General features: G+C 40.3%; 19 protein-coding genes. 12 read left to right on the top strand and 7 right to left on the bottom strand.

What is annotated here, in order from left to right:
• Positions 1 to 69: 69 nt before the first annotated feature.
• The 12 genes from I6F54_RS14770 to I6F54_RS14715 all read left to right on the top strand — a co-directional run bounded on the left by I6F54_RS14770 (position 70) and on the right by I6F54_RS14715 (position 14,188).
• On the top strand, positions 70 to 333 hold the full coding sequence (locus tag I6F54_RS14770) for a DUF4212 domain-containing protein (RefSeq protein WP_007377498.1): 264 nt from the start codon (positions 70 to 72) through the stop codon (positions 331 to 333).
• Positions 334 to 343: 10 nt separating this feature from the next.
• Positions 344 to 2,068: a sodium:solute symporter family protein gene (locus I6F54_RS14765; RefSeq protein WP_197142061.1), complete on the top strand. Its 1,725-nt coding sequence runs from the start codon at positions 344 to 346 to the stop codon at positions 2,066 to 2,068.
• Positions 2,069 to 2,193: 125 nt separating this feature from the next.
• Complete coding sequence (locus I6F54_RS14760; RefSeq protein WP_197142059.1) at positions 2,194 to 4,032, top strand: DUF294 nucleotidyltransferase-like domain-containing protein; 1,839 nt, start codon at positions 2,194 to 2,196, stop codon at positions 4,030 to 4,032.
• Positions 4,033 to 4,047: 15 nt separating this feature from the next.
• Entirely contained in the window at positions 4,048 to 4,671 is a 624-nt protein-coding gene (locus tag I6F54_RS14755; RefSeq protein WP_197142050.1) for a 3'-5' exonuclease, read from the top strand.
• Between the two features lie 139 nt (positions 4,672 to 4,810).
• Positions 4,811 to 5,545: an SIMPL domain-containing protein gene (locus I6F54_RS14750; protein WP_197142048.1), complete on the top strand. Its 735-nt coding sequence runs from the start codon at positions 4,811 to 4,813 to the stop codon at positions 5,543 to 5,545.
• A 79-nt stretch (positions 5,546 to 5,624) separates the two neighbouring features.
• Complete coding sequence (locus I6F54_RS14745; RefSeq protein WP_197142045.1) at positions 5,625 to 6,287, top strand: peroxiredoxin-like family protein; 663 nt, start codon at positions 5,625 to 5,627, stop codon at positions 6,285 to 6,287.
• Positions 6,288 to 6,479: 192 nt separating this feature from the next.
• A complete protein-coding gene (gene epd / locus I6F54_RS14740; RefSeq protein ID WP_007587176.1) occupies positions 6,480 to 7,496 on the top strand; it encodes an erythrose-4-phosphate dehydrogenase in 1,017 nt (338 codons plus the stop codon).
• A gap of 64 nt (positions 7,497 to 7,560) precedes the next feature.
• Positions 7,561 to 8,736 (top strand): phosphoglycerate kinase, encoded by a 1,176-nt coding sequence (locus tag I6F54_RS14735; RefSeq protein WP_007587175.1) that lies wholly within the window; start codon positions 7,561 to 7,563, stop codon positions 8,734 to 8,736.
• A gap of 201 nt (positions 8,737 to 8,937) precedes the next feature.
• Positions 8,938 to 10,002 carry a class II fructose-bisphosphate aldolase gene (gene fba / locus I6F54_RS14730; RefSeq protein ID WP_007377491.1) on the top strand — a complete coding sequence of 355 codons (1,065 nt, stop codon included), beginning with the start codon at positions 8,938 to 8,940 and terminating at the stop codon, positions 10,000 to 10,002.
• Between the two features lie 1,039 nt (positions 10,003 to 11,041).
• The gene (phoB, locus tag I6F54_RS14725) at positions 11,042 to 11,731 is read left to right on the top strand and encodes a phosphate regulon transcriptional regulator PhoB (protein ID WP_006791869.1); all 690 of its coding nucleotides are present in this window, start codon (positions 11,042 to 11,044) and stop codon (positions 11,729 to 11,731) included.
• 65 nt (positions 11,732 to 11,796) lie between these two features.
• A complete protein-coding gene (gene phoR, locus I6F54_RS14720) occupies positions 11,797 to 13,104 on the top strand; it encodes a phosphate regulon sensor histidine kinase PhoR (RefSeq protein WP_007587170.1) in 1,308 nt (435 codons plus the stop codon).
• A 115-nt stretch (positions 13,105 to 13,219) separates the two neighbouring features.
• Complete coding sequence (locus I6F54_RS14715; protein WP_010554592.1) at positions 13,220 to 14,188, top strand: PstS family phosphate ABC transporter substrate-binding protein; 969 nt, start codon at positions 13,220 to 13,222, stop codon at positions 14,186 to 14,188.
• Positions 14,189 to 14,422: 234 nt separating this feature from the next.
• On the opposite strand, the gene I6F54_RS14710 is transcribed toward I6F54_RS14715, so the two are convergent.
• The 7 genes from I6F54_RS14710 to dksA form a co-directional block, all read right to left on the bottom strand.
• Positions 14,423 to 14,659 (bottom strand): hypothetical protein, encoded by a 237-nt coding sequence (locus I6F54_RS14710; protein ID WP_197142043.1) that lies wholly within the window; start codon positions 14,657 to 14,659, stop codon positions 14,423 to 14,425.
• A gap of 33 nt (positions 14,660 to 14,692) precedes the next feature.
• Complete coding sequence (gene panC / locus I6F54_RS14705) at positions 14,693 to 15,541, bottom strand: pantoate--beta-alanine ligase (protein WP_007587167.1); 849 nt, start codon at positions 15,539 to 15,541, stop codon at positions 14,693 to 14,695.
• Positions 15,541 to 16,335: a 3-methyl-2-oxobutanoate hydroxymethyltransferase gene (gene panB / locus I6F54_RS14700; protein WP_007587166.1), complete on the bottom strand. Its 795-nt coding sequence runs from the start codon at positions 16,333 to 16,335 to the stop codon at positions 15,541 to 15,543. The genes panC and panB overlap by 1 nt, the downstream gene beginning before the upstream one ends.
• Before the next feature lie 30 nt (positions 16,336 to 16,365).
• A complete protein-coding gene (folK, locus tag I6F54_RS14695; RefSeq protein WP_024593696.1) occupies positions 16,366 to 16,851 on the bottom strand; it encodes a 2-amino-4-hydroxy-6-hydroxymethyldihydropteridine diphosphokinase in 486 nt (161 codons plus the stop codon).
• Positions 16,852 to 16,855: 4 nt separating this feature from the next.
• Positions 16,856 to 18,337: a polynucleotide adenylyltransferase PcnB gene (gene pcnB, locus I6F54_RS14690; RefSeq protein WP_007587164.1), complete on the bottom strand. Its 1,482-nt coding sequence runs from the start codon at positions 18,335 to 18,337 to the stop codon at positions 16,856 to 16,858.
• A gap of 78 nt (positions 18,338 to 18,415) precedes the next feature.
• Entirely contained in the window at positions 18,416 to 19,360 is a 945-nt protein-coding gene (gene gluQRS, locus I6F54_RS14685; RefSeq protein ID WP_197142041.1) for a tRNA glutamyl-Q(34) synthetase GluQRS, read from the bottom strand.
• A 20-nt stretch (positions 19,361 to 19,380) separates the two neighbouring features.
• Complete coding sequence (gene dksA, locus I6F54_RS14680; protein ID WP_024611520.1) at positions 19,381 to 19,824, bottom strand: RNA polymerase-binding protein DksA; 444 nt, start codon at positions 19,822 to 19,824, stop codon at positions 19,381 to 19,383.
• Positions 19,825 to 20,010: the final 186 nt, after the last annotated feature.

Raw genomic sequence — 20,010 nt, 5'->3', positions numbered from 1 at the left:
GCTAAATTGGTAAGCGAAGATAAAAAACCACTCATCGCGATATTGCGGTGCTTAAAGGGGAAAACAAAAATGGCTTTTAAAGATGAAGAACAAGCAAAAGCTTATTGGGCAGAAAACATTTCGCTGTTATTTAAACTCTTAGCAGTGTGGTTTATCGTGTCTTTTGGGTTTGGCATATTACTGGTTGATGTACTTAATGAAGTACGTTTTTTTGGGTTTAAACTTGGCTTCTGGTTCGCCCAGCAAGGCGCGATTTATACCTTTGTTGCTTTGATTTTTGTGTACGTTTTCAAAATGAATACGTTAGATAAAAAATACGGCGTAGACGAATAGGAGCTAAGCAATGGATGTTCAAACACTCACGTTTATAATTGTTGGTTTAAGCTTTGCGCTTTATATCGGCATTGCAATTTGGGCTCGAGCGGGTTCAACTAAAGAGTTTTATGTAGCGGGCGGCGGCGTACCTCCTCTTGCTAATGGTATGGCAACAGCAGCCGATTGGATGAGCGCCGCGTCGTTTATTTCAATGGCGGGTATTATTTCGTTTGCAGGTTACGATGGCAGCGTTTACTTAATGGGGTGGACAGGTGGTTATGTACTATTAGCCATGTGTTTAGCGCCTTACTTACGTAAATTCGGCAAGTTTACTGTGCCTGACTTTATTGGCGACCGTTACTATTCACGCACCGCGCGTTTAGTTGCAATTGTATGTGCCATATTCATTTGTTTTACTTACATTGCAGGGCAAATGCGTGGCGTAGGCGTGGTATTTTCACGCTTCTTAGAAGTAGAAATTGAAACCGGTGTCTACATTGGTATGGTGATTGTATTCTTTTATGCGGTACTTGGCGGCATGAAAGGCATAACTTACACACAAGTAGCGCAGTATTGTGTACTTGTATTTGCATACCTTGTACCAGCTATTTTCATCTCGATGATGATGACGGGTCACTTCTTCCCACAAACTGGTTTTGGTGCCACGTTAATTGGCAGCGATGGCGTGTACGTACTTGATAAACTAAACGGCTTAAGCGCTGAACTTGGTTTTGCACAATATACCGAAGGCTCTAAGAGCATGATTGACGTGTTCGCTATTACGGGCGCGTTAATGGTAGGTACTGCGGGTTTACCACATGTAATTGTTCGCTTTTTCACTGTACCTCGCGTAAAAGACACGCGTATTTCTGCAGCATGGACGTTAGTGTTCATCGCCATTGTTTATACAACAGCACCTGCGGTTGCAGCCTTTGCTCGAGTAAACATGGTTGATACCATTAATGGTAAAGACGGTAGCGGTACAGCTTACGCAGAAGCACCAGGGTGGATTAAAAACTGGGAACGCACAGGTTTAATTACATTTGATGATAAAAACGGCGATGGCAAAATGTTCTACACGGCGGGTAAAATCACCGATCCGAACAGTGCTAACGAAGTAAACGTAGACCGCGACATTATGGTATTAGCTAATCCAGAGATTGCTAACTTACCAGCATGGGTAATCGCACTTGTAGCTGCTGGTGGTATTGCCGCTGCGCTTTCTACAACAGCCGGTTTACTACTGGTTATTTCGACCTCCGTTTCGCACGATTTACTCAAGCGAACCCTTAAGCCCGATATTACCGATAAGCAAGAGTTACTTGCAGCGAGGTTGGCAGCCATGGTCGCTATTGTTATCTCCGCGTACTTTGGTATTAATCCACCTGGGTTTGTGGCATCAGTAGTAGCATTTGCATTCGGCTTGGCGGCAGCGAGTTTCTTCCCAGCAATTATTATGGGTATATTCTCTAAAACAATGAACCGAGAAGGCGCTATTGCAGGCATGGTAACGGGTATTGGCTTTACCGCTGCGTATATTATATTCTTCAAGTTTGTTAGCCCTGAGCTTAACAGCCCTGAAAACTGGTTCTTAGGTATTTCGCCTGAAGGTATTGGCTTAGTCGGTATGATTATTAACTTTGCAGTTGCTGCAATTGTTCTTAAGTTTACTAAACCTACACCGGTTGAAATTCAAGAAATGGTTGAAAGCATTCGTAACCCTAAAGGGTCTGCAGAAGCGCACGACCACTAGGCTACAATTTATAGATATAGTTTAGAAAACATAAAGCACCAAAAGCCCGACTTTAGTCGGGCTTTTTATTTGTTTAATAAGTAAGTACATTAGATTGGTACATCACCATTTAAAGAGCGAATACAATGAGTGTAGAACAACAAGAAATAGCCCAGTATGTATGTTTGCAAGCGCCTTTTAGCCTCCTTAATAGCAGTGCATGTGAGTACTTTGTAAATCACCTCGATGTTATTTACCTTACACGCGAAAACCAAGCGCAGTGGTTACAAAGTGAAAACCCCAAACTATTTTTAATTCGCTCTGGTCTATACGATTTAGTTGATGCCAAAGGCGATGTGGTAACGCGTCTAGCGCAAGGTGATTATTTTGGTTTTCCGTCGCTGTTAACCGGCGAGGCCATTCAAAATAGGTTGGAAGTACAAAAAGAGGGCATAGTGTATATGCTCTCCCAAACAGACTTTGACTTTTTACGCCGAGAATATAAATCGTTTGAACAATACTTTGTACGCGCTCATGCTAATCGGTTGCTGTCATCGCATTATAAAAGTAAAAACGACAGCTGGTCTGAGCGTAAAATATCAGAACTGATGACCCGCACTGCTATTACGCTTGCACCCGATGCAAGTATTAGACAAAGCGCTAAAAAAATGAAAGAGCATGGTGTGTCGTCAATTATGATAACGCAGCATGCGCACTTAGTAGGGGTTGTGACCGACCGTGATTTACGCAACCGAGTACTTGCTGACGAGGTAGACCCGCAAGATGCAGTAAGCAGTATTATGACCGCTAAACCCAAGTTTATATTTGAAAATAACCGGGTGTTTTCGGCGCTGCACTTAATGCTTAAATACAATATTCACCATTTGCCCGTGCTTGACGAAAGTCATAACCCGATAGGAATGATAACCAGCACCGATTTACTGCGCCAACAAAAAAGTGACCCCGTGCAGCTTATTGGGCGCATATACAAAGCACATACCATTACCGACTTAAAACGCTACGCAAAAGAAATCCCCGAACTTCTGCGTGGCTTTTCGTACAACATTGACGATATATCGCTCATTGGTAAATTACTGAGTGGTTTAACTGATGCGCTTACATCGCGCCTTATTCACTTATTTCAAGAAGAGCATGGCGCAGCGCCAACCAGCTTTAGTTTTATTTGCTTTGGCTCGCAAGCACGCGAAGAACAAACCCTGCATTCAGATCAAGACAACGGCTTATTACTCCCTAACGACTTAACCACCGAGCAACACGCTTACTTTAAAAGCATGGGAGAGTTTGTATGTGAAAACTTAGTTGAGTGCGGCATTAGGCGTTGCCCAGGTAATATTATGGCAAGCAGCGATGAGTGCCGAATGAGTGTAAACGACTGGAGCGAGCGCTTTTTTAAATGGATAAAAAGTCCTACTCCCAATGCAATGCTTAACTGTAAAATATTTTTTGATCTGCGCTTTATAGAAGGCTCTAACACTTTATACACCGCTTTTTGCGAGCAACTAATTCGTATATCACGTAATGATTTATTCTATGCCGCAATGGCAAGCGATATAAGCAGTAACAGCGTGCCAATTGGCTTATTTAATAAATTTAAAACCGAAAAAACAGATCAAAATAATAAATACATAGATTTAAAAAAGCGTGGTGTCGTAATTATAAATGACATAGTGCGGTTATACGCTTTAAAAGCGGGTATTAGGCGCGCCAACACGCAAGAGCGGTTGGACGCACTACTAAAACATAAACTGATCAGCAAAGAAGATATATACAACCTAAAAGACTGTTGGCGGTTCTTAACGCAGCTTCGCTTGAGTACACAAATAAACGAAGAGGGCTTACCGAGTAATTGTATTAATCCTAATAAATTAAACTCATTAGAGCGCCATCAACTAAAAGAAGCGTTTTACCTTGTTAAACAAGCGCAGCAAGCCGCCGCGTTTAAGTTTGCTCGCGGCAGTTTATAATAATGGATTACTAACATGGTAAAAAAGCTGCTCACTCGGTATTTAAAGCGCCGTAAATTACTAGGTAAAAATGCCTTACAACAACGTTACTTAGTGATTGATTTAGAGCTCACTGGCCTTGATGCAAAACAGCACGAAATAGTGTCGGTAGCGTGGGTGATAATAGATAACCAATGTATAAAAATGAGCGAGTCGCAGCACCTTATAAATAAAGACGTAAAAAGCCTTGAGCAAAGTCCTGTTTTTCATGGAATTAGCGACGATGCTATAACAAAAGGACAGAGCCTAAACAGCATACTAACGCAATTGAGCTGCCATTTTAGCGACTGTATTTTAGTGTTTCATAATGCCATGCTCGACTGGGGATTTTTAAAAATAGCGCTTAAAAATGCCAATATAACTATACGTCCTAAACTCATAATCGACACACTCCATATTGAACAAAAGCGCTTACTCCATCATTCAACTGAAATAAAACAAGATGATTTAACCCTTAATGCTTGCCGCACACGTTATGAGTTACCAAGCTATCATTGCCATCATGCACTGACCGATGCACAAGCCACCGCCGAGTTACTGCTAGCCCAGTGCCATCAAATAAGCCGTGGCAAAGAGCTAAAAGTAGCCGAGTTGACGTAGGTTGGCTGTAGGCGGGGCTTTATGCCGCGCGAGATAAACTCCCGCCTACAATAAAGAGCAGTTTACTTTTATTGTTATCCGTATGACTATAGGTACAGTTACGTAGTCATTATTTAACTAATTACTCCAAGGAACGAATATGAAACTCATTATCACTATTTTTCTAACATTATTCCCACTTATCACTTTTGCTAATTCAAGCTTGCCTGCTAATCGCCATATTGCAGTGCAGGGTACTGCAGAGGTATTAGCAAAGCCCGATATGGCTAAGATTTCTTTTGAAGTAATAAGCTTTAAAGACAAATCACTTGATGCTAAACGTGATGTTGATGACCGAGTAAATTTGTTACTTAAAGGATTAAGCAAGTACGGTGTTAAGGAGACGGATGTTTCTGCTACAAGCCTGTTAACTTACAATGATGACGACAAGTTTAATGTCGAGAGCGGTACAGCAATTAATGCAGGATATGTAGCAACAAGAACACTTAAAGTAACATTAAGAAATATTGAAAAGTTGAATGATTTTATCGATTTTGCATTAAGTGTAAAAATTAATGAACTGACGAATATTGAGCTTATGTCTTCAAAATTCGCGCAGTTAGAAGCTGAAGCAACACAAGGCGCAATAGATAACGCTATAGTTAAAGGGAGCGAGCTTGCTAAAGCATTTGGCGCAGAGCTTGGAAAAATTTACAGCATTAATTCAAATTCTAACCGTTCAAGTTATGGTTATGGTGCAGGTAATTTTGAGAGAATAGTTGTAACCGGTTCTAAAGTTACTAGAAATCCATTTGAACAAGGCAAGTACCTGCAAGAAACTATTACATTTAAATCATCAATAAACGTGGTGTTTGATTTAGAAGTAAATGATTAAGTTGAAATTTTCATTTCAAATACATTTTCATAATGTAAGCTGGCTTTAAGTTTTTGATTAATTTGAAGGTAGCCATATTATGAGCGATGAAAATAACACGTTAAAAGCACAAACTGAGGCAAAAATAGCAGCAGGGCGTAAAGGTAATCCTGATTTTATGAAAGGCGTTGATGAAACTATTGCACAAGCAAAAGCGTTTCAACAAGGTGCTAATGCACTTGATTTAAACCAAAGCGCACCAAGTTTTGAGTTACCAAATCAACATGGTCAATCGGTGCAGTTAACCGAGTTACTTGCTAAAGGGCCTGTGGTTGTTACTTTTTATCGTGGTAGTTGGTGCCCGTACTGTAATTTACAACTGAAAGCGCTTCAAGCACGTTTACCTGAAATTCACGAATTAGGCGCACAATTGGTGGCTATTAGCCCGCAAGTACCCGATGGCTCAATGGGCGAAAACGAAATAAGTAAAATGGATTTTTTAGTGCTGAGTGATCAAAATGCGGATGTAGCAGCAAGCTACGGCGTAGCGTGGAAAGTCCCGACATTTTTACTAGAGCATATGCGAGTAGACCGAGGCCTAGATTTAGAGTCGCTGAATAACGGAAATGGCAGTATTTTACCTATTCCTGCCACCTTTGTTTTAGATAAACAAGGTAAAGTGACTTGGCGCTATGTTGATGTTGATTATCGTACTCGTTCTGAGCCAGAAGATATAATTAATGCATTAAAAAAACTAGTTTAAAAAGCTTAATTTACAAGGCTTAATCTAAAAGCCCAGAACCATTAAAGAGCTTGCAAGGCGTAAGCTCTTTGCTCTTAATTTAAAGTTTCTAATGCTACCCTCTTATAATAATACTCAAGGTCGATTACAATACAGCCATCTAAAAGGCGAATTGCCTTTATCTGCACGCTAAAAGAGTGGATTTTATATTTCATGGCAATCAAACTTGCAATTAATGGTTTTGGTCGTATTGGTCGAAATATTGTCCGCGCGTTATACGAGTCTGGTTTGAGCGACGATATAAAAATTGTTGCGATTAACGAACTTGCTGATCCTGAAGCTATTGCTCATTTATTAAAATACGACACATCCCATGGTCGTTTTTCTTTTCCTGTAAAACTTGGTGAAGACACCATTAGTGTTGCAGGCGATACCATTGCACTTTTTTGTGAAGAAAACCCAATTGAATTACCTTGGCAAACGCTCGATGTAGACGTTGTACTTGAATGTACGGGTGTTTATCACTCGCGTGAACACGCACAGTTACATATTACTGCAGGCGCTAAAAAGGTGTTGTTTTCGCATCCGGCCGATAACGATGTTGATGCTACGATTGTGTATGGCATTAACGACGATGAGCTTAAAAACGAGCACACAATTGTGTCTAACGGCTCGTGTACAACTAACTGTGTTGTGCCGGTTATTAAAGTACTTGATGATGCATTTGGTATTGAGTCGGGCGCTATTACAACTATTCATGCGTCGATGAACGATCAACAAGTGATTGATGGTTATCATCATGATTTACGCCGTACTCGCGCTGCAAGCCAATCAATTATTCCAGTTGATACAAAGCTCGCCCGTGGTATCGACCGTATTTTACCTAAATTTAAAGGCCGTTTTGAAGCCATCGCCGTACGTGTTCCTACTATAAATGTAACGGCAATGGATTTAAGTGTAACGGTTAATACCGATGTAGATTTAAATGCAGTAAATAATGCACTTAAAGCGCAAGCAAAAGACCGCTTAGAAGGTATTTTAAGTTATACCGAAGAGCCGCTTGTATCGGTTGATTTTAATCACGACCCACATTCTTGTATTATTGATGGTACACAAACACGTGTTAGTCACAAACGACTGATAAAGTTATTAGTATGGTGTGATAACGAATGGGGTTTTGCTAATCGTATGCTCGACACAGCGCGTGCTATGATGGCAGTGAATAAGTAATTTATTAATATAATAATTTTAAACGTATTTTTCAGGTTCAGTATCGTTAACTAAGGAGATGTTCATGTCGGTCATAAAAATGGCAGATTTAGATTTAAACGGCAAACGCGTATTAATTCGTGAAGATTTAAATGTACCAGTCAAAGCAGGTAAAGTGACGTCAGATGCGCGTATTCGTGCAGCACTACCTACTATTAAATTAGCGCTGGAGATGGGTGCTAAAGTAATGGTTATGTCACACCTTGGCCGTCCTACGGAAGGGGAATATGATGAAGCGTTTTCGCTAGCACCTGTAGCTGATTACTTAAACGATGCCCTTGAGCAAACTGTACGTTTAGAAAAAGATTACCTAAACGGTGTTGATATTGCTGATAACGAAGTGGTTGTTTTTGAAAACGTGCGCTTTAACAAAGGCGAGAAGAAAAACGACGAAGCGTTATCTAAGCAACTAGCAGCACTGTGTGATGTATATGTAATGGATGCATTTGGTACGGCTCACCGTGCACAAGCATCTACCCATGGCGTTGGCTTATTTGCAGATGTGGCATGTGCAGGTCCGTTATTATCAGCTGAACTTGAAGCGTTAGGCAAAGCACTTGATAACCCAGCTCGTCCATTAGTAGCGATTGTAGGTGGTTCTAAAGTTTCAACTAAGCTAACCGTTTTAGATTCACTTTCTAAAATTGTTGACCAATTAGTTACCGGTGGCGGTATTGCAAATACCTTTATTGCTGCATCAGGTAGCCCAGTTGGTAAATCGCTTTACGAACCAGATTTAATGGATGAAGCTAACCGCTTATGTGCAGCAGCGATTGCTAATAATGGTGAAATTCCGGTACCGACTGACGTAGTTGTTGGTAATGAGTTTTCTGAATCTGCTGTAGCTACGCTTAAAGATGTAAGCGAAGTAACAAGCGACGATATGATTTTTGATATTGGTCCTGATACAGCGAGCAAGCTTGCAAAAATTATTGCAAATGCGGGCACTGTTGTATGGAATGGCCCTGTTGGCGTGTTCGAGTTTGACCAATTTGGTAATGGCACACGTGCTATTGCACAAGCAATTGCTAACTCAAATGCGTTTTCAATTGCTGGTGGTGGTGATACCTTAGCCGCAATTGATAAATACGGCATTGCCGATAAAGTTTCTTATATTTCTACTGGTGGTGGTGCGTTCTTAGAGTTTTTAGAAGGCAAAAAACTTCCAGCAGTTGAAATGCTAGAGTCGCGCGCTAAGTAATTTTAGTAGCGTAAGGTGAGGGGGTAATAGCCCTCACCGACAATTAATTATTAAATACCTCTCACCCTAATTTAATAGTTAATTTAGACGGAATATTACTGCAAAGCAGTGGTTTTTCGTGGCGTTGTTATAACGCCAAACTAACACATCCGTTCAAACTAGATGGTAGGGAACTACTGTCGATAAATTGGAGAATACCCAATGGCTTTAATCAGTATGCGACAACTTTTAGATCATGCAGCAGAGCATGGTTACGGCGTACCTGCTTTTAACGTTAACAATCAAGAGCAAATGCGCGCAATAATGGAAGCGGCTGACAAAACAAACAGCCCAGTAATCGTTCAGGGATCAGCTGGCGCACGTGCTTATGCTGGTGCTCCATTTATTCGTCATATGATTTTAGCAGCCGTTGAAGAATGGCCACATATTCCCGTTGTTATGCACCAAGATCACGGCACATCGCCAGGTGTATGTCAGCGTTCAATTCAGCTTGGTTTTTCATCAGTAATGATGGATGGCTCGTTAATGAGCGACGGCAAAACTCCTTCAAGCTACGAATACAATGTAGAAGTAACGCGCGAAACTGTTGCTATGGCGCATGCTTGTGGCGTATCGGTTGAAGGCGAGCTAGGTGTACTTGGTTCACTTGAAACAGGTGAAGCTGGCGAAGAAGATGGTGTTGGCGCAGAAGGTATACTAACCACTGAGCAAATGCTAACAGACCCTGAAGAAGCGGCTGACTTTGTAAATAAAACACATGTTGATGCACTTGCAATTGCATGTGGTACTTCGCATGGAGCTTATAAATTTACTCGCCCACCAACAGATGACATTTTAGCGATTGACCGCATTAAAGCGATTCATGCACGTATTCCTAACACGCATTTAGTGATGCATGGTTCATCTTCAGTTCCTCAAGAATGGTTAGAAATTATTAATCAGTATGGTGGCGAAATTCCAGAAACTTATGGTGTGCCAGTTGAACAGATTGTTGAAGGCATTAAGTTTGGTGTTCGTAAGGTAAATATTGATACCGATTTACGTTTAGCATCTACCGGTGCTATTCGCCGTCATATGGCGCTTAACCCATCTAACTTCGATCCACGTAAATACCTAGCTGAAGCTACAAAAGCAATGACAGAGATTTGTGTTGCGCGCTATAACTCGTTTGGTACTTCTGGTCAGGCTAGTAAAATTAAGCCAATTTCACTTGATGAAATGCACCTTAAATACTTAAGCGGCGAACTAGACCCTAAAATTAGATAATAGATCAATTTATAATTGATCATTATTAGGGCCTGTTTATCTTTCGAGGTTAAATTTGCAGCAGTATGTTTGGTATTTAGGCAAGGCAGAGCCTATGAAGTGTGGTTATTCCCCATAAATAGGCGATAACGTGGAATAAATGCCAAACATGCGCTGCCCGAAGGGTTCTGCCTAGGGGCAATTTGCTCTTTGTTGCCTACATGGATGTAGGTAAGGGGCGTGAGCAGGACGCGGAAGCTTTGCTCGGTTTTTACTTAGCCCGCTAGGTTACAAACCTCACGCCGCGATTAAATCGCCCCTAGATTGAACAAATTTTAATCCTGAAAGGTCAACAGGCCCTAAGCCAGTAACTTTGTTGCTGGCTTTTTTAATGTCAGCCCTTTTTATATTGCAGGTTACGGCTTCTATTGATCAGATCGCTGTACTATCAACGCCGTACTTTGGGATCACGCATTTACTAACGCAGCCTTTTCGGATCATTACTTTACTAAGCCAAATACACTTTTTCGCTATTTTAGGCTCTGAGATAATTTGATCGTTATTTATTTGTATAAACAATCAACAACTTATGGCTTTGACTAGGTACAACTCTGATCTGAGAGTGGATCGGCTTGGTAAAAATCTGATCCTTTATTTTGGGCTTAGTAAAATTTAGATCTATTTTTAAACGTATTGATTGTTACACAGGCGGGTTTGTTAATTTTTAAATAGCTTTAAAGTTACTTTTAAACGATCGATCTGTAAAAAAGTCTTGGTTAGTAAAACAATGATCCCAGTAAATTTTGTATTATTTAATGATTTAACTAGCGACAAAAAGCAGATAATTTCAAAAATTAGCTATTTTATAAATTTATCGTAAATCTCTTTTTATTACGTTAAATATTAAAAAGGTTTTAAAAATATGACGTTAATGAGGTTTTTTGTCACTAATTTGTGTTTTTTTTACCACCATTTTAATTTACACGTTACACTTTCATAAAAATGTCATACTTAGTCATAATAATGAAAACTAATTCGATAGCGTAAGAGATAAATTGGAATGTCACGTAAAGTACTAGTCGTAGATGACGAAGCTCCTATTAGGGAGATGTTGGTTTTTGTTTTAGAGCAAAATGGATTTCAAGCAATTGAAGCAGAAGATTACGACTCTGCTATTGCAGCTATGGTTGAACCTTACCCAGATATGGTTTTACTTGATTGGATGTTACCAGGTGGAAGCGGTATTCAAATTGCTAAAAAGTTTAAGCAAAACGAACACACCCGTCAAATCCCAATTATTATGCTTACAGCCCGTGGCGAAGAAGAAGACAAAGTACGCGGTCTTGAAGTAGGTGCTGACGATTACGTAACTAAGCCGTTTTCTCCTAAAGAGCTTATGGCGCGTATTAAAGCGGTTATTCGCCGTGTATCGCCAACCTCATTAGAAGAAGCTATTGAAGTACATGGCCTGCGTTTAGACCCTATTTCGCATCGTGTTACCTCAGAAGGTAACGAGCTTGATATGGGGCCAACCGAATTTAGATTACTGCACTTTTTTATGACTCACCCAGAGCGTGTTTATAGCCGTGAACAACTGCTTGATCATGTATGGGGAACTAATGTTTACGTAGAAGATCGCACGGTTGATGTGCACATTCGTCGTCTGCGTAAAGCAATTGGCCCACTTGGACATGACCGTTTGGTGCAAACTGTACGTGGTGCTGGATATCGTTTTTCAAGTAAGCTGTGATCAGCTTAAAGCTTAGCTAATGTATGAAATACGCATGTATTACTACTCTAAGGTAAAGTGAGTGTATGTATCGAGTTGTTAATAAGCAGGCGTTAGTAAAGCGCCTGTTTATCTATTTTTTACCCTTACTATTAATTGGTGTGCTGGTTGGCGCGCCATTTTTGCTTTTATTTTTAGGATCTTTTTCCCTCCTTATTTGGCACTACCATCAACTTTATCGTTTGAGCGATTGGCTACTTAATCAACGTAGCTTTAATCCACCTGAGGGCGAGGGTGCATGGGAGCAAGTGTTCGAAGGTATTTATCATCTACAGCATCGTAATCGTAAAAAACGTAATGAGCTTGCTGATTTAATTCGTCGCTTTCGCGATGGGGCTGAAGCAGTACCTGATGCGGTAGTGGTATTACAAAACGATTTAAGTATTGTGTGGTGTAATCAATTAGCCCTTAAAGTGCTTGGTTTGCAGTGGCCAACCGATCATGGTCAGCGTCTTGATAATTTAATTCGCGAACCTAAGTTTGCTAAATACATGCACAAAGGTGAATTTGACGACGCGCTTGAGCTGGATAACGGCCATAGCATTGAGCAAGTACTAGAATTTAGGGTAATGCCTTATGCAAGCACGCAACTTATGGTTGTTGTGCGTGATGTAACGCGCTTAAAACAGCTAGAACAGATGCGTAAAGACTTTGTAGCCAATGTGTCACACGAACTACGTACACCGCTTACAGTGGTTACTGGGTATCTTGAGATGATGGATGGCGACATGATGCCGCCGCCAGCAATGTGGAACAAAGCGCAAAATACTATGCTTGAACAATGCAAGCGCATGGATAGCTTAGTCAGCCAATTATTATCGCTTTCGCGTATTGAAGGTGCTCGTCGCCAAGACAACGACAAAGCCATAAACGTACCGCAATTACTTGGTTATATTCACACTGAGGCAAACTCAATTAATCAAGACAAAGGCCATGAGCTTATTTTTAATATTGATAAAACCCTTGATATTAAAGGCTCTGAGGATGAACTGCGTAGTGCGTTTTCTAATTTAGTATTTAACGCCATTCATTACACTAAACCCGGTGGCAAAGTGGAAGTGTGTTGGCAGCGCAAAAACAATAAAGCGTGTTTTAGTGTTACCGATAATGGTGATGGTATTGCGCCAGAGCATATTAACCGTTTGACCGAGCGTTTTTATCGTGTTGATAAAGCCCGTAGCAGAACAACAGGTGGCTCAGGCTTAGGGCTCGCGATTACAAAACATGTACTAACGCGCCACGATAGTAAATTAAATATTAGCAGTGAAGTTAACAAAGGTTCGTGTTTTTCTTTCGAATTTTCAATAGATAAGATAGTTTCGCTAGCTAAGTAATTAGGCTGAAAAGCAAAGTCATAAAAGTGTCATTTAAGAGTAATGTAACTGTCATGTACTCACTTTAGAGTGGGCAGCAGTTAGAAAATGGGACGAACAAACCGGAGAACCCTACATGAAATTTAAAAACTTAGTTGCCGCAATGGGTGTGGCTGTTACAACTTTCGTATCTGCACAAGCAGTTGCTTTAGACCAAGATATTCCTGAGTATCAAAAAATTAGTGGTGTTTCAGGTAACTTCTCATCAGTAGGTTCTGACACTTTAGCCAACATGATGACGTTTTGGGCTGAAGAGTACAAACGTATTTACCCAAATGTAAATATTCAAATTCAAGCAGCAGGTTCTTCTACTGCGCCACCGGCACTTACCGAAGGTACAGCTAACCTAGGTCCAATGAGCCGTAAAATGAAATCTAAAGAAATCGAAGCGTTCGAAAAACGTTACGGTTATAAGCCAACAGAAGTTCGTGTAGCTATTGATGCACTTGCTGTATTTGTACATAAAGATAACCCAATTGAAGGTCTTCGTATTGACCAAGTAGATGCTATCTTTTCATCTACTCGTAAATGTGGCGCACCAGAGCAAGTTAACCGTTGGAGCGATGTTGGTCTAACAGGTGATTGGGCAGCTAAAGATGTGCAACTTTACGGACGCAACTCAGTATCAGGTACTTATGGCTACTTTAAAAAGAAAGCACTGTGTAAAGGTGATTTCCGTAATAATGTAAATGAGCAACCGGGTTCTGCATCAGTAGTACAGTCAATTTCATCTTCATTAAATGCAATTGGTTACTCTGGTATCGGCTATAAAACATCGGGCGTACGTACAGTACCGCTTGCTAAAAAAGGCGATAACTTTGTTGATGCAACACTTGATAACGTTGCGCAAGGTAAATACCCGCTATCGCGCTTTTTATATGTTTATGTGAATAAACATCCGAATAAGCCGCTATCACCTATGGAAGAACAATTTTTAAGAATGGTACTTTCAAAAGATGGTCAGCAAATTGTAGAAAAAGATGGTTATGTACCACTTTCTGCAAAGCTAGTAAAAACAGAACTTAAAAAGCTGGGTTTGAACTAATACCAATTGCATTAAATTAGTGAGTTATTATAGCGATAAGAAAATAGCGCAATAACAAGGCTAAAATTATGATACATAGTTGTTCTATATAAATAATTTTTAACGTAGTTAGTGAGTTATTTAATACACTAGAATGGTCATGTTTTTAATAAAATTGGTATGATAAACCATAGGCAATAAAAAACCGCTCATTGAGCGGTTTTTTTGTACCTAAAACTAAAAAACTTTAAGGAATTAAATATTACCTAATTTTTCGGCTTGTGCTTTACATTGATTATAGCTCTCAACACATTTTCCAGAGCATACTTGCTGCTTTAAGCCCTCAGCAGTTGTTTGCTGTTTACATGTACTTTCGCATTGGTAATTTTGTTGAGCACACTGATTCATTTCAGGGTTTTCAACTTGGTTTTGGCAACCTACTAATAGTGCAAAAGTAAGGGCGACTACGCTTGTTTTTATTAAAGTGTGCATGCTTCTTATCCTTAAAATGGAGTCGCAATAATATTAAATTTCGACTTGAATATTGTCGATCAATCTAACACCACCAAAATAGGCTGCGGCTAAAATAACAAATTGAGTATCTTCGATTGTAGCAGTTTTTAATGTATCTCGTTGAGCAATCTCAAAATAGTCTGGCTTTAGGCCAGCTTGCTCTAAGCTCTGTTTAGCTAAGCTTTCAAGTTTTACGAAGTCTTTTTCGCCGCTTTTAAGTTGCTCAGCGCATGTATTAAGTGCTTTAAATAATACGGTTGCAGTCGCTTTTTGCTCATCAGATAAGTAACCATTACGCGAGCTCATAGCAAGGCCAGAAACTTCTCGCATTGTAGGTACACCAATAACTTCGACCGGAATTGATAGGTCGCGCGCCATGGTTTTAATTACTTGCAGTTGCTGAAAATCCTTTTCACCAAAGCAGGCGTAATCGGGTTGTACAAGGTTAAATAATTTTGTAACTACCGTGGCAACACCTCTGAAGTGACCAGGGCGTGAGCCACCACAGTAACCTAATGAAATATCAGGCACATCTACAAAGCTCTGTGCGCCAAGTCCATTTGGATAAATTGTCTCTACACTTGGGGTAAATACAATATCAGTGCCTAGTTCTGCAAGGCCTTGTTTATCTTCGTTTAGTGTACGAGGATAGTTATCTAAATCTTCGTTAGCACCAAATTGCATTGGGTTAACAAAAATACTCACAACGACTTTATCGGCTAAGTTTTTTGCTTTTTCTACTAGCGAAAAATGCCCACGATGCAAGTTGCCCATTGTTGGCACGAGTGCCACGCTAAGACCCGCTTGGCGCCACGCTTTAATTTGACTACGTAACGATCTGATTTCAGTAATTGACTGCATTATTTAAACTCGTGTTCAGCGCTTGGAAACGCGCCATTTTTAACGTCTGTACAATACTTTTGAACGGCTGCAGGCATATTGCCTGTTTCGAGCAAAAAGTTTTTAGAAAATTTAGGAATGTAACCTGCTGAAATACCAACAAGGTCATGCATTACCAGTATTTGGCCGTCAGTTAAACTGCCCGCACCAATACCAATAGTTGGGATGCTCAGGGCGTCTGTAATGCGTTTTGCCAATGCACTTGGAATACACTCAAGTACTAATAATTGCGCGCCAGCAGCTTCTAGTGCTTTTGCGTCATCAATCATTTTTTGTGCTTTGTCTTCTTCGCGACCTTGTATTTTAAAGCCACCAAATACATGTACTGACTGTGGTGTAAGGCCTAAATGCCCGCAAACTGGAATACCTTGTTGAGTAAGCGTTTTAATGCTCTCGTAAAGCCATTCTCCGCCTTCAAGCTTAATCATGTTTGCGCCAGCGCGCATAAGCTCAGCTGCATTTTTACAAGTATCACTTACGCTTGAGTAGGTCATAAAAGGTAAGTCAGCAATTACAAATAATTCGCGGCTACCAGCGCGTACACAGCGGGTATGATATGCAATATCTTGATTGGTTACGCCAAGGGTGTCATCGCCGCCTTGTAGTACCATGCCCAAAGAGTCGCCCACTAAAATAACTTCAACGCCGTTATCATGAAATAACTTTGCAAAACTAGCGTCGTAGGCTGTTAATGCAGTAATTTTGTTATTTTCTGCTTTCATTTTATTTAAAGTAGAAACGGTTATTTTAGACATAATATCCTCGCAGGCAAAAGCCTAGGTTAATTACAGAGGTAATTGTTGTAAGTCGTTGAGCGGTAAATTATTTGCAATGGTTTTTAATGCAATGCCGCTAGGTAAAATAAGTTCAGGTGCAAGCTCTAATAGTGGATAAACCACAAACTCGCGATTATTCAAACCATAATGAGGCACAGTTAAGCGCACCGTATTTATAATTTGATCATCAAATAATAGAGTATCGATATCAAGTGTGCGTGGACCCCAACGCTCAGCCTTTCTTACTCGACCATGCTCAAGTTCAATACGTTGCGTTAAATCAAGTAATTGCTCTGGCTCAAGGGTCGTTTTAATGCACGCTACTGCATTGATATAGTCTGGTTGATCTTGTGGGCCCATAGGCTTACTTGCATAGTAATGCGATACGTTTATAAATTCACAATTAGGCAGCTTTTTAAGCGCGATTACCGCGTTATCAAGCTGCTCTTTTGGTGAGTTTAGGTTGGCACCTAAACCCAAATAAACACAGTACATGTTATTACTCAGCTGGCTTTTTAGTAGGTCGACGGCGCTTTCGCGGCTTAGGACCACCTTGGTGGCCTAAGTTTTTAACCATCTCTTTTTGGCCGTTTATATCTTGGCTTAAGTATTGTGTCCACCACTGGGCAAGCTCAGTATGCTGTGTTTCGCCCGCGTCTACGCGTAAGAGTAAAAAGTCGTAGGCGGCTTTAAAGCGAGGTTGCTGCGTTAGTCTGTAAGCACGTTGGCCTGCGCGTTTATCCAAACGATGCTGAATATGCCAAATATCGCGAGCACCTAAAGTAAAGCGTTTAGGAACCGCAATGTGTTGTGAGTTATCGCTTAGTACTTTATTCATTGCTTGTGCGAAAGCATCGTATTCTGCAAGTTGCTCTTGGCTTTGAATCTTTTTAGTACGTTCAAGCAGCGGGAACCAAAGTAGTGCGGCAAAAATAAACGCTGGTGTTACTTTTTTATCGGCATTAATACGTTTGTCGGTATTTTGAAACATTTGCTGAATAAGCGTGTGTTCTAAGCCACTTGGGTTTTTATCTAAGATTTTATCAAGCTCAGGAAACAGTGAGCGGAATAAGCCGTACTTACGCAGCATTAAAAAGTTAGCTTCGGCCTTGCCATTTAAAAACAGCTTAAGAATTTCTTCAAATAAACGTGCCGGCGGAATGTTATCAAGCAAACTTGCAAGCTCGCTAATTGGCTTTTCACTTTTAGGCGCAATGCTCATATCAAGTTTAGTAGCAAAGCGAACTGCACGTAACATACGAACAGGGTCTTCGCGGTAACGCGTTTCAGGGTCGCCGATTAGCTCAATTTGTTTAGCTTTAATTGCCGCTAAGCCGTTGGCGTAATCGTGAATACTAAAATCTTTGATTGAGTAATAAAGTGCATTGATTGAAAAGTCGCGGCGTTCTGCATCTTCTTCAATGCTGCCAAATACGTTGTCACGTAGTAATTGGCCTTCATCGCTTGATTGGCTTATTTGATTTTTGTCTTCTTGCGCTTCGTGGTGGCCACGCATAGTCGCCACTTCAATAATTTCACGGCCAAATACAATATGTGCTAAACGAAAGCGACGACCAATAAGGCGACAGTTTCTAAATAGTTTTTTTACTTGATCTGGCGTGGCATTAGTAACTACGTCAAAATCTTTTGGCTGTTGGCCTAACAATATATCGCGAATACAACCACCAACAAGGTAGGCATCGTAGCCACCGTCTTTTAAGCGGTATAATACTTTGATTGCATTTGGGCTAAATTGTTTGCGAGAAATACCATGCTCACCACGAGTGACAACAATAGGTTCACTGCTTACAGAAGCGCTTTCGGCACTGGTATTCGGGCCGATTATTTGTCGGCAAAATTGAAAAAGCTTGGAAATAATAGTCTGTCTCCTAGAAGGTGTGATTGACTCTGCATCGCAATCAAAAGTTACAGCAAATGGGGCGGTTATAGCCCAGTACAAGCTGTTTGACGTAATTAGCATATATTTAGGCGGCTATCATATACCAGCAGGGTTTAAAAATTAAGTTGATGTGTTGAAATTAAGCCGTTTTTAGCTATTTTATTTACTTAAATGTGTAAATTGGACTTTCTGACTACGTGGATGCTGAGAAATTTGTATTTCGGATACTTGTGGTACCTGTTTTAAGCTAAAGTTTTTAATTCCCCAAGCGATTAATTGTTCAATATTTAAATCGATTAAATCAGCTATAACAGGCAATCCTAAAAATTCAAATGCACTAATTAAAGCAGGCTTTGGATTTTGTTTGCTAATGGCAGGAGCATAATTTTGTTTAGACAATTTGAAACCAGGCTTGGCAACCGCTAAAGGTAAATGAGCAAATTCAGGCACAGGGCTATCGAGTTGTTTAAACAAACTAATTTGTCGTGCGGTTGGCTCAATTAAATCAGCGCCTCTAACAATTCGATTAATCCCTTGGTCAATATCATCCACCACCACAACAAGTTGATAGGCAAATAAGTCATCGCTGCGTTTAATTAAGTAATCCTCATGGGCGAGAGCACTATTAACGCTTATGTCGCCTTGAATTAAATCACTAAATTGAGCCGTTGGATATTGCTGAATTAAACGAAGCGCACCGGATTGAGTATTATGATTAAGTGCTTGGCAATGCCCCTGATAAATACCGCCAATAGCCTTTATTTGTTTGCGAGTACAGGTGCAACCATAAACAAGGTTTTGTTTTAAAAGTGAGTGGGTAATATCTTGATATAAAGACAGACGCTGCGTTTGATATACAACAGGTTCGTCCCAGTGAAGGGCGTAGGCATGTAAGGTGTTTAGAATATCGGAGTCGGCGTTTTTAACCACGCGCGTAGTGTCAATGTCTTCTATACGAACTAACCAATCTCCTTGGTTAGCTTTTGCATCTAGATAGCTACCCACAGCCGCTACAAGTGAGCCAAAATGTAATGGCCCAGAAGGAGACGGTGCAAAACGACCGCGATATTTACGCATAGGCGCAGTAACGGCTGTAGGAAACATAACTAATTAATAAGTATTAATTAGCCGCGTCCAGATTGCTTTTCTTTGATTTCTGCAAGTGTTTTGCAGTCTACGCATAAATCGGCAGTAGGACGTGCTTCTAAGCGACGTATGCCAATTTCGATGCCACAAGACTCACAAAAGCCAAAATCATCTTCTTTAATCAAATTAATTGTTTTTTCAATTTTTTTGATTAATTTACGTTCGCGGTCACGAGTACGAAGTTCTAAAGAGAACTCTTCTTCTTGTGCAGCGCGGTCAACTGGGTCAGGAAAGTTAGCAGCTTCGTCTTGCATGTGCGATTTAGTGCGATCAACTTCGTTACGTAAATCATTACGCCAAGTTTCTAAAATCGTTCTAAAATGAGCACGTTGTGCATCATTCATGTACTCTTCGCCTGGTTTTTCTTGGTATGGTTCTAAACCGGCTTGAGCCAATAAACCATGTTTCTTTTGGTCTGGCATAACTCTCTCCTAAATCCTTAATTTAATGCCTCAGCATTAGCCGGCGGTATAAATAACAGAATCTTATACCCTAGGCAAATTTATTTTTAATTAATCGAATTAGCTTCAGCCATGCTTACTGAGTAAAAAGTGTATTAATAGCTTGTTTACACTTTTAATTAATTCACATATTCGCTTTCTAAAACT

The organism is Pseudoalteromonas sp. SWXJZ10B, assembly GCF_015864475.1.
Lineage (GTDB): Bacteria > Pseudomonadota > Gammaproteobacteria > Enterobacterales > Alteromonadaceae > Pseudoalteromonas > Pseudoalteromonas arctica.
The sequence above is the reverse complement of the archived record's forward strand: the minus strand, read 5'-3'. Positions and strand labels throughout refer to the sequence as shown.

Excerpts from the sequence above, each read along its gene's own strand:
- I6F54_RS14770 (WP_007377498.1), top strand. The coding sequence starts at position 70 with ATGGCTTTTAAAGATGAAGAACAAGCAAAAGCTTATTGGGCAGAAAAC.
- I6F54_RS14765 (WP_197142061.1), top strand. The coding sequence starts at position 344 with ATGGATGTTCAAACACTCACGTTTATAATTGTTGGTTTAAGCTTTGCG.
- I6F54_RS14760 (WP_197142059.1), top strand. The coding sequence starts at position 2,194 with ATGAGTGTAGAACAACAAGAAATAGCCCAGTATGTATGTTTGCAAGCG.
- I6F54_RS14755 (WP_197142050.1), top strand. The coding sequence starts at position 4,048 with ATGGTAAAAAAGCTGCTCACTCGGTATTTAAAGCGCCGTAAATTACTA.
- I6F54_RS14750 (WP_197142048.1), top strand. The coding sequence starts at position 4,811 with ATGAAACTCATTATCACTATTTTTCTAACATTATTCCCACTTATCACT.
- I6F54_RS14745 (WP_197142045.1), top strand. The coding sequence starts at position 5,625 with ATGAGCGATGAAAATAACACGTTAAAAGCACAAACTGAGGCAAAAATA.
- epd (WP_007587176.1), top strand. The coding sequence starts at position 6,480 with ATGGCAATCAAACTTGCAATTAATGGTTTTGGTCGTATTGGTCGAAAT.
- I6F54_RS14735 (WP_007587175.1), top strand. The coding sequence starts at position 7,561 with ATGTCGGTCATAAAAATGGCAGATTTAGATTTAAACGGCAAACGCGTA.
- fba (WP_007377491.1), top strand. The coding sequence starts at position 8,938 with ATGGCTTTAATCAGTATGCGACAACTTTTAGATCATGCAGCAGAGCAT.
- phoB (WP_006791869.1), top strand. The coding sequence starts at position 11,042 with ATGTCACGTAAAGTACTAGTCGTAGATGACGAAGCTCCTATTAGGGAG.
- phoR (WP_007587170.1), top strand. The coding sequence starts at position 11,797 with ATGTATCGAGTTGTTAATAAGCAGGCGTTAGTAAAGCGCCTGTTTATC.
- I6F54_RS14715 (WP_010554592.1), top strand. The coding sequence starts at position 13,220 with ATGAAATTTAAAAACTTAGTTGCCGCAATGGGTGTGGCTGTTACAACT.
- I6F54_RS14710 (WP_197142043.1), bottom strand. The coding sequence starts at position 14,659 with ATGCACACTTTAATAAAAACAAGCGTAGTCGCCCTTACTTTTGCACTA.
- panC (WP_007587167.1), bottom strand. The coding sequence starts at position 15,541 with ATGCAGTCAATTACTGAAATCAGATCGTTACGTAGTCAAATTAAAGCG.
- panB (WP_007587166.1), bottom strand. The coding sequence starts at position 16,335 with ATGTCTAAAATAACCGTTTCTACTTTAAATAAAATGAAAGCAGAAAAT.
- folK (WP_024593696.1), bottom strand. The coding sequence starts at position 16,851 with ATGTACTGTGTTTATTTGGGTTTAGGTGCCAACCTAAACTCACCAAAA.
- pcnB (WP_007587164.1), bottom strand. The coding sequence starts at position 18,337 with ATGCTAATTACGTCAAACAGCTTGTACTGGGCTATAACCGCCCCATTT.
- gluQRS (WP_197142041.1), bottom strand. The coding sequence starts at position 19,360 with ATGTTTCCTACAGCCGTTACTGCGCCTATGCGTAAATATCGCGGTCGT.
- dksA (WP_024611520.1), bottom strand. The coding sequence starts at position 19,824 with ATGCCAGACCAAAAGAAACATGGTTTATTGGCTCAAGCCGGTTTAGAA.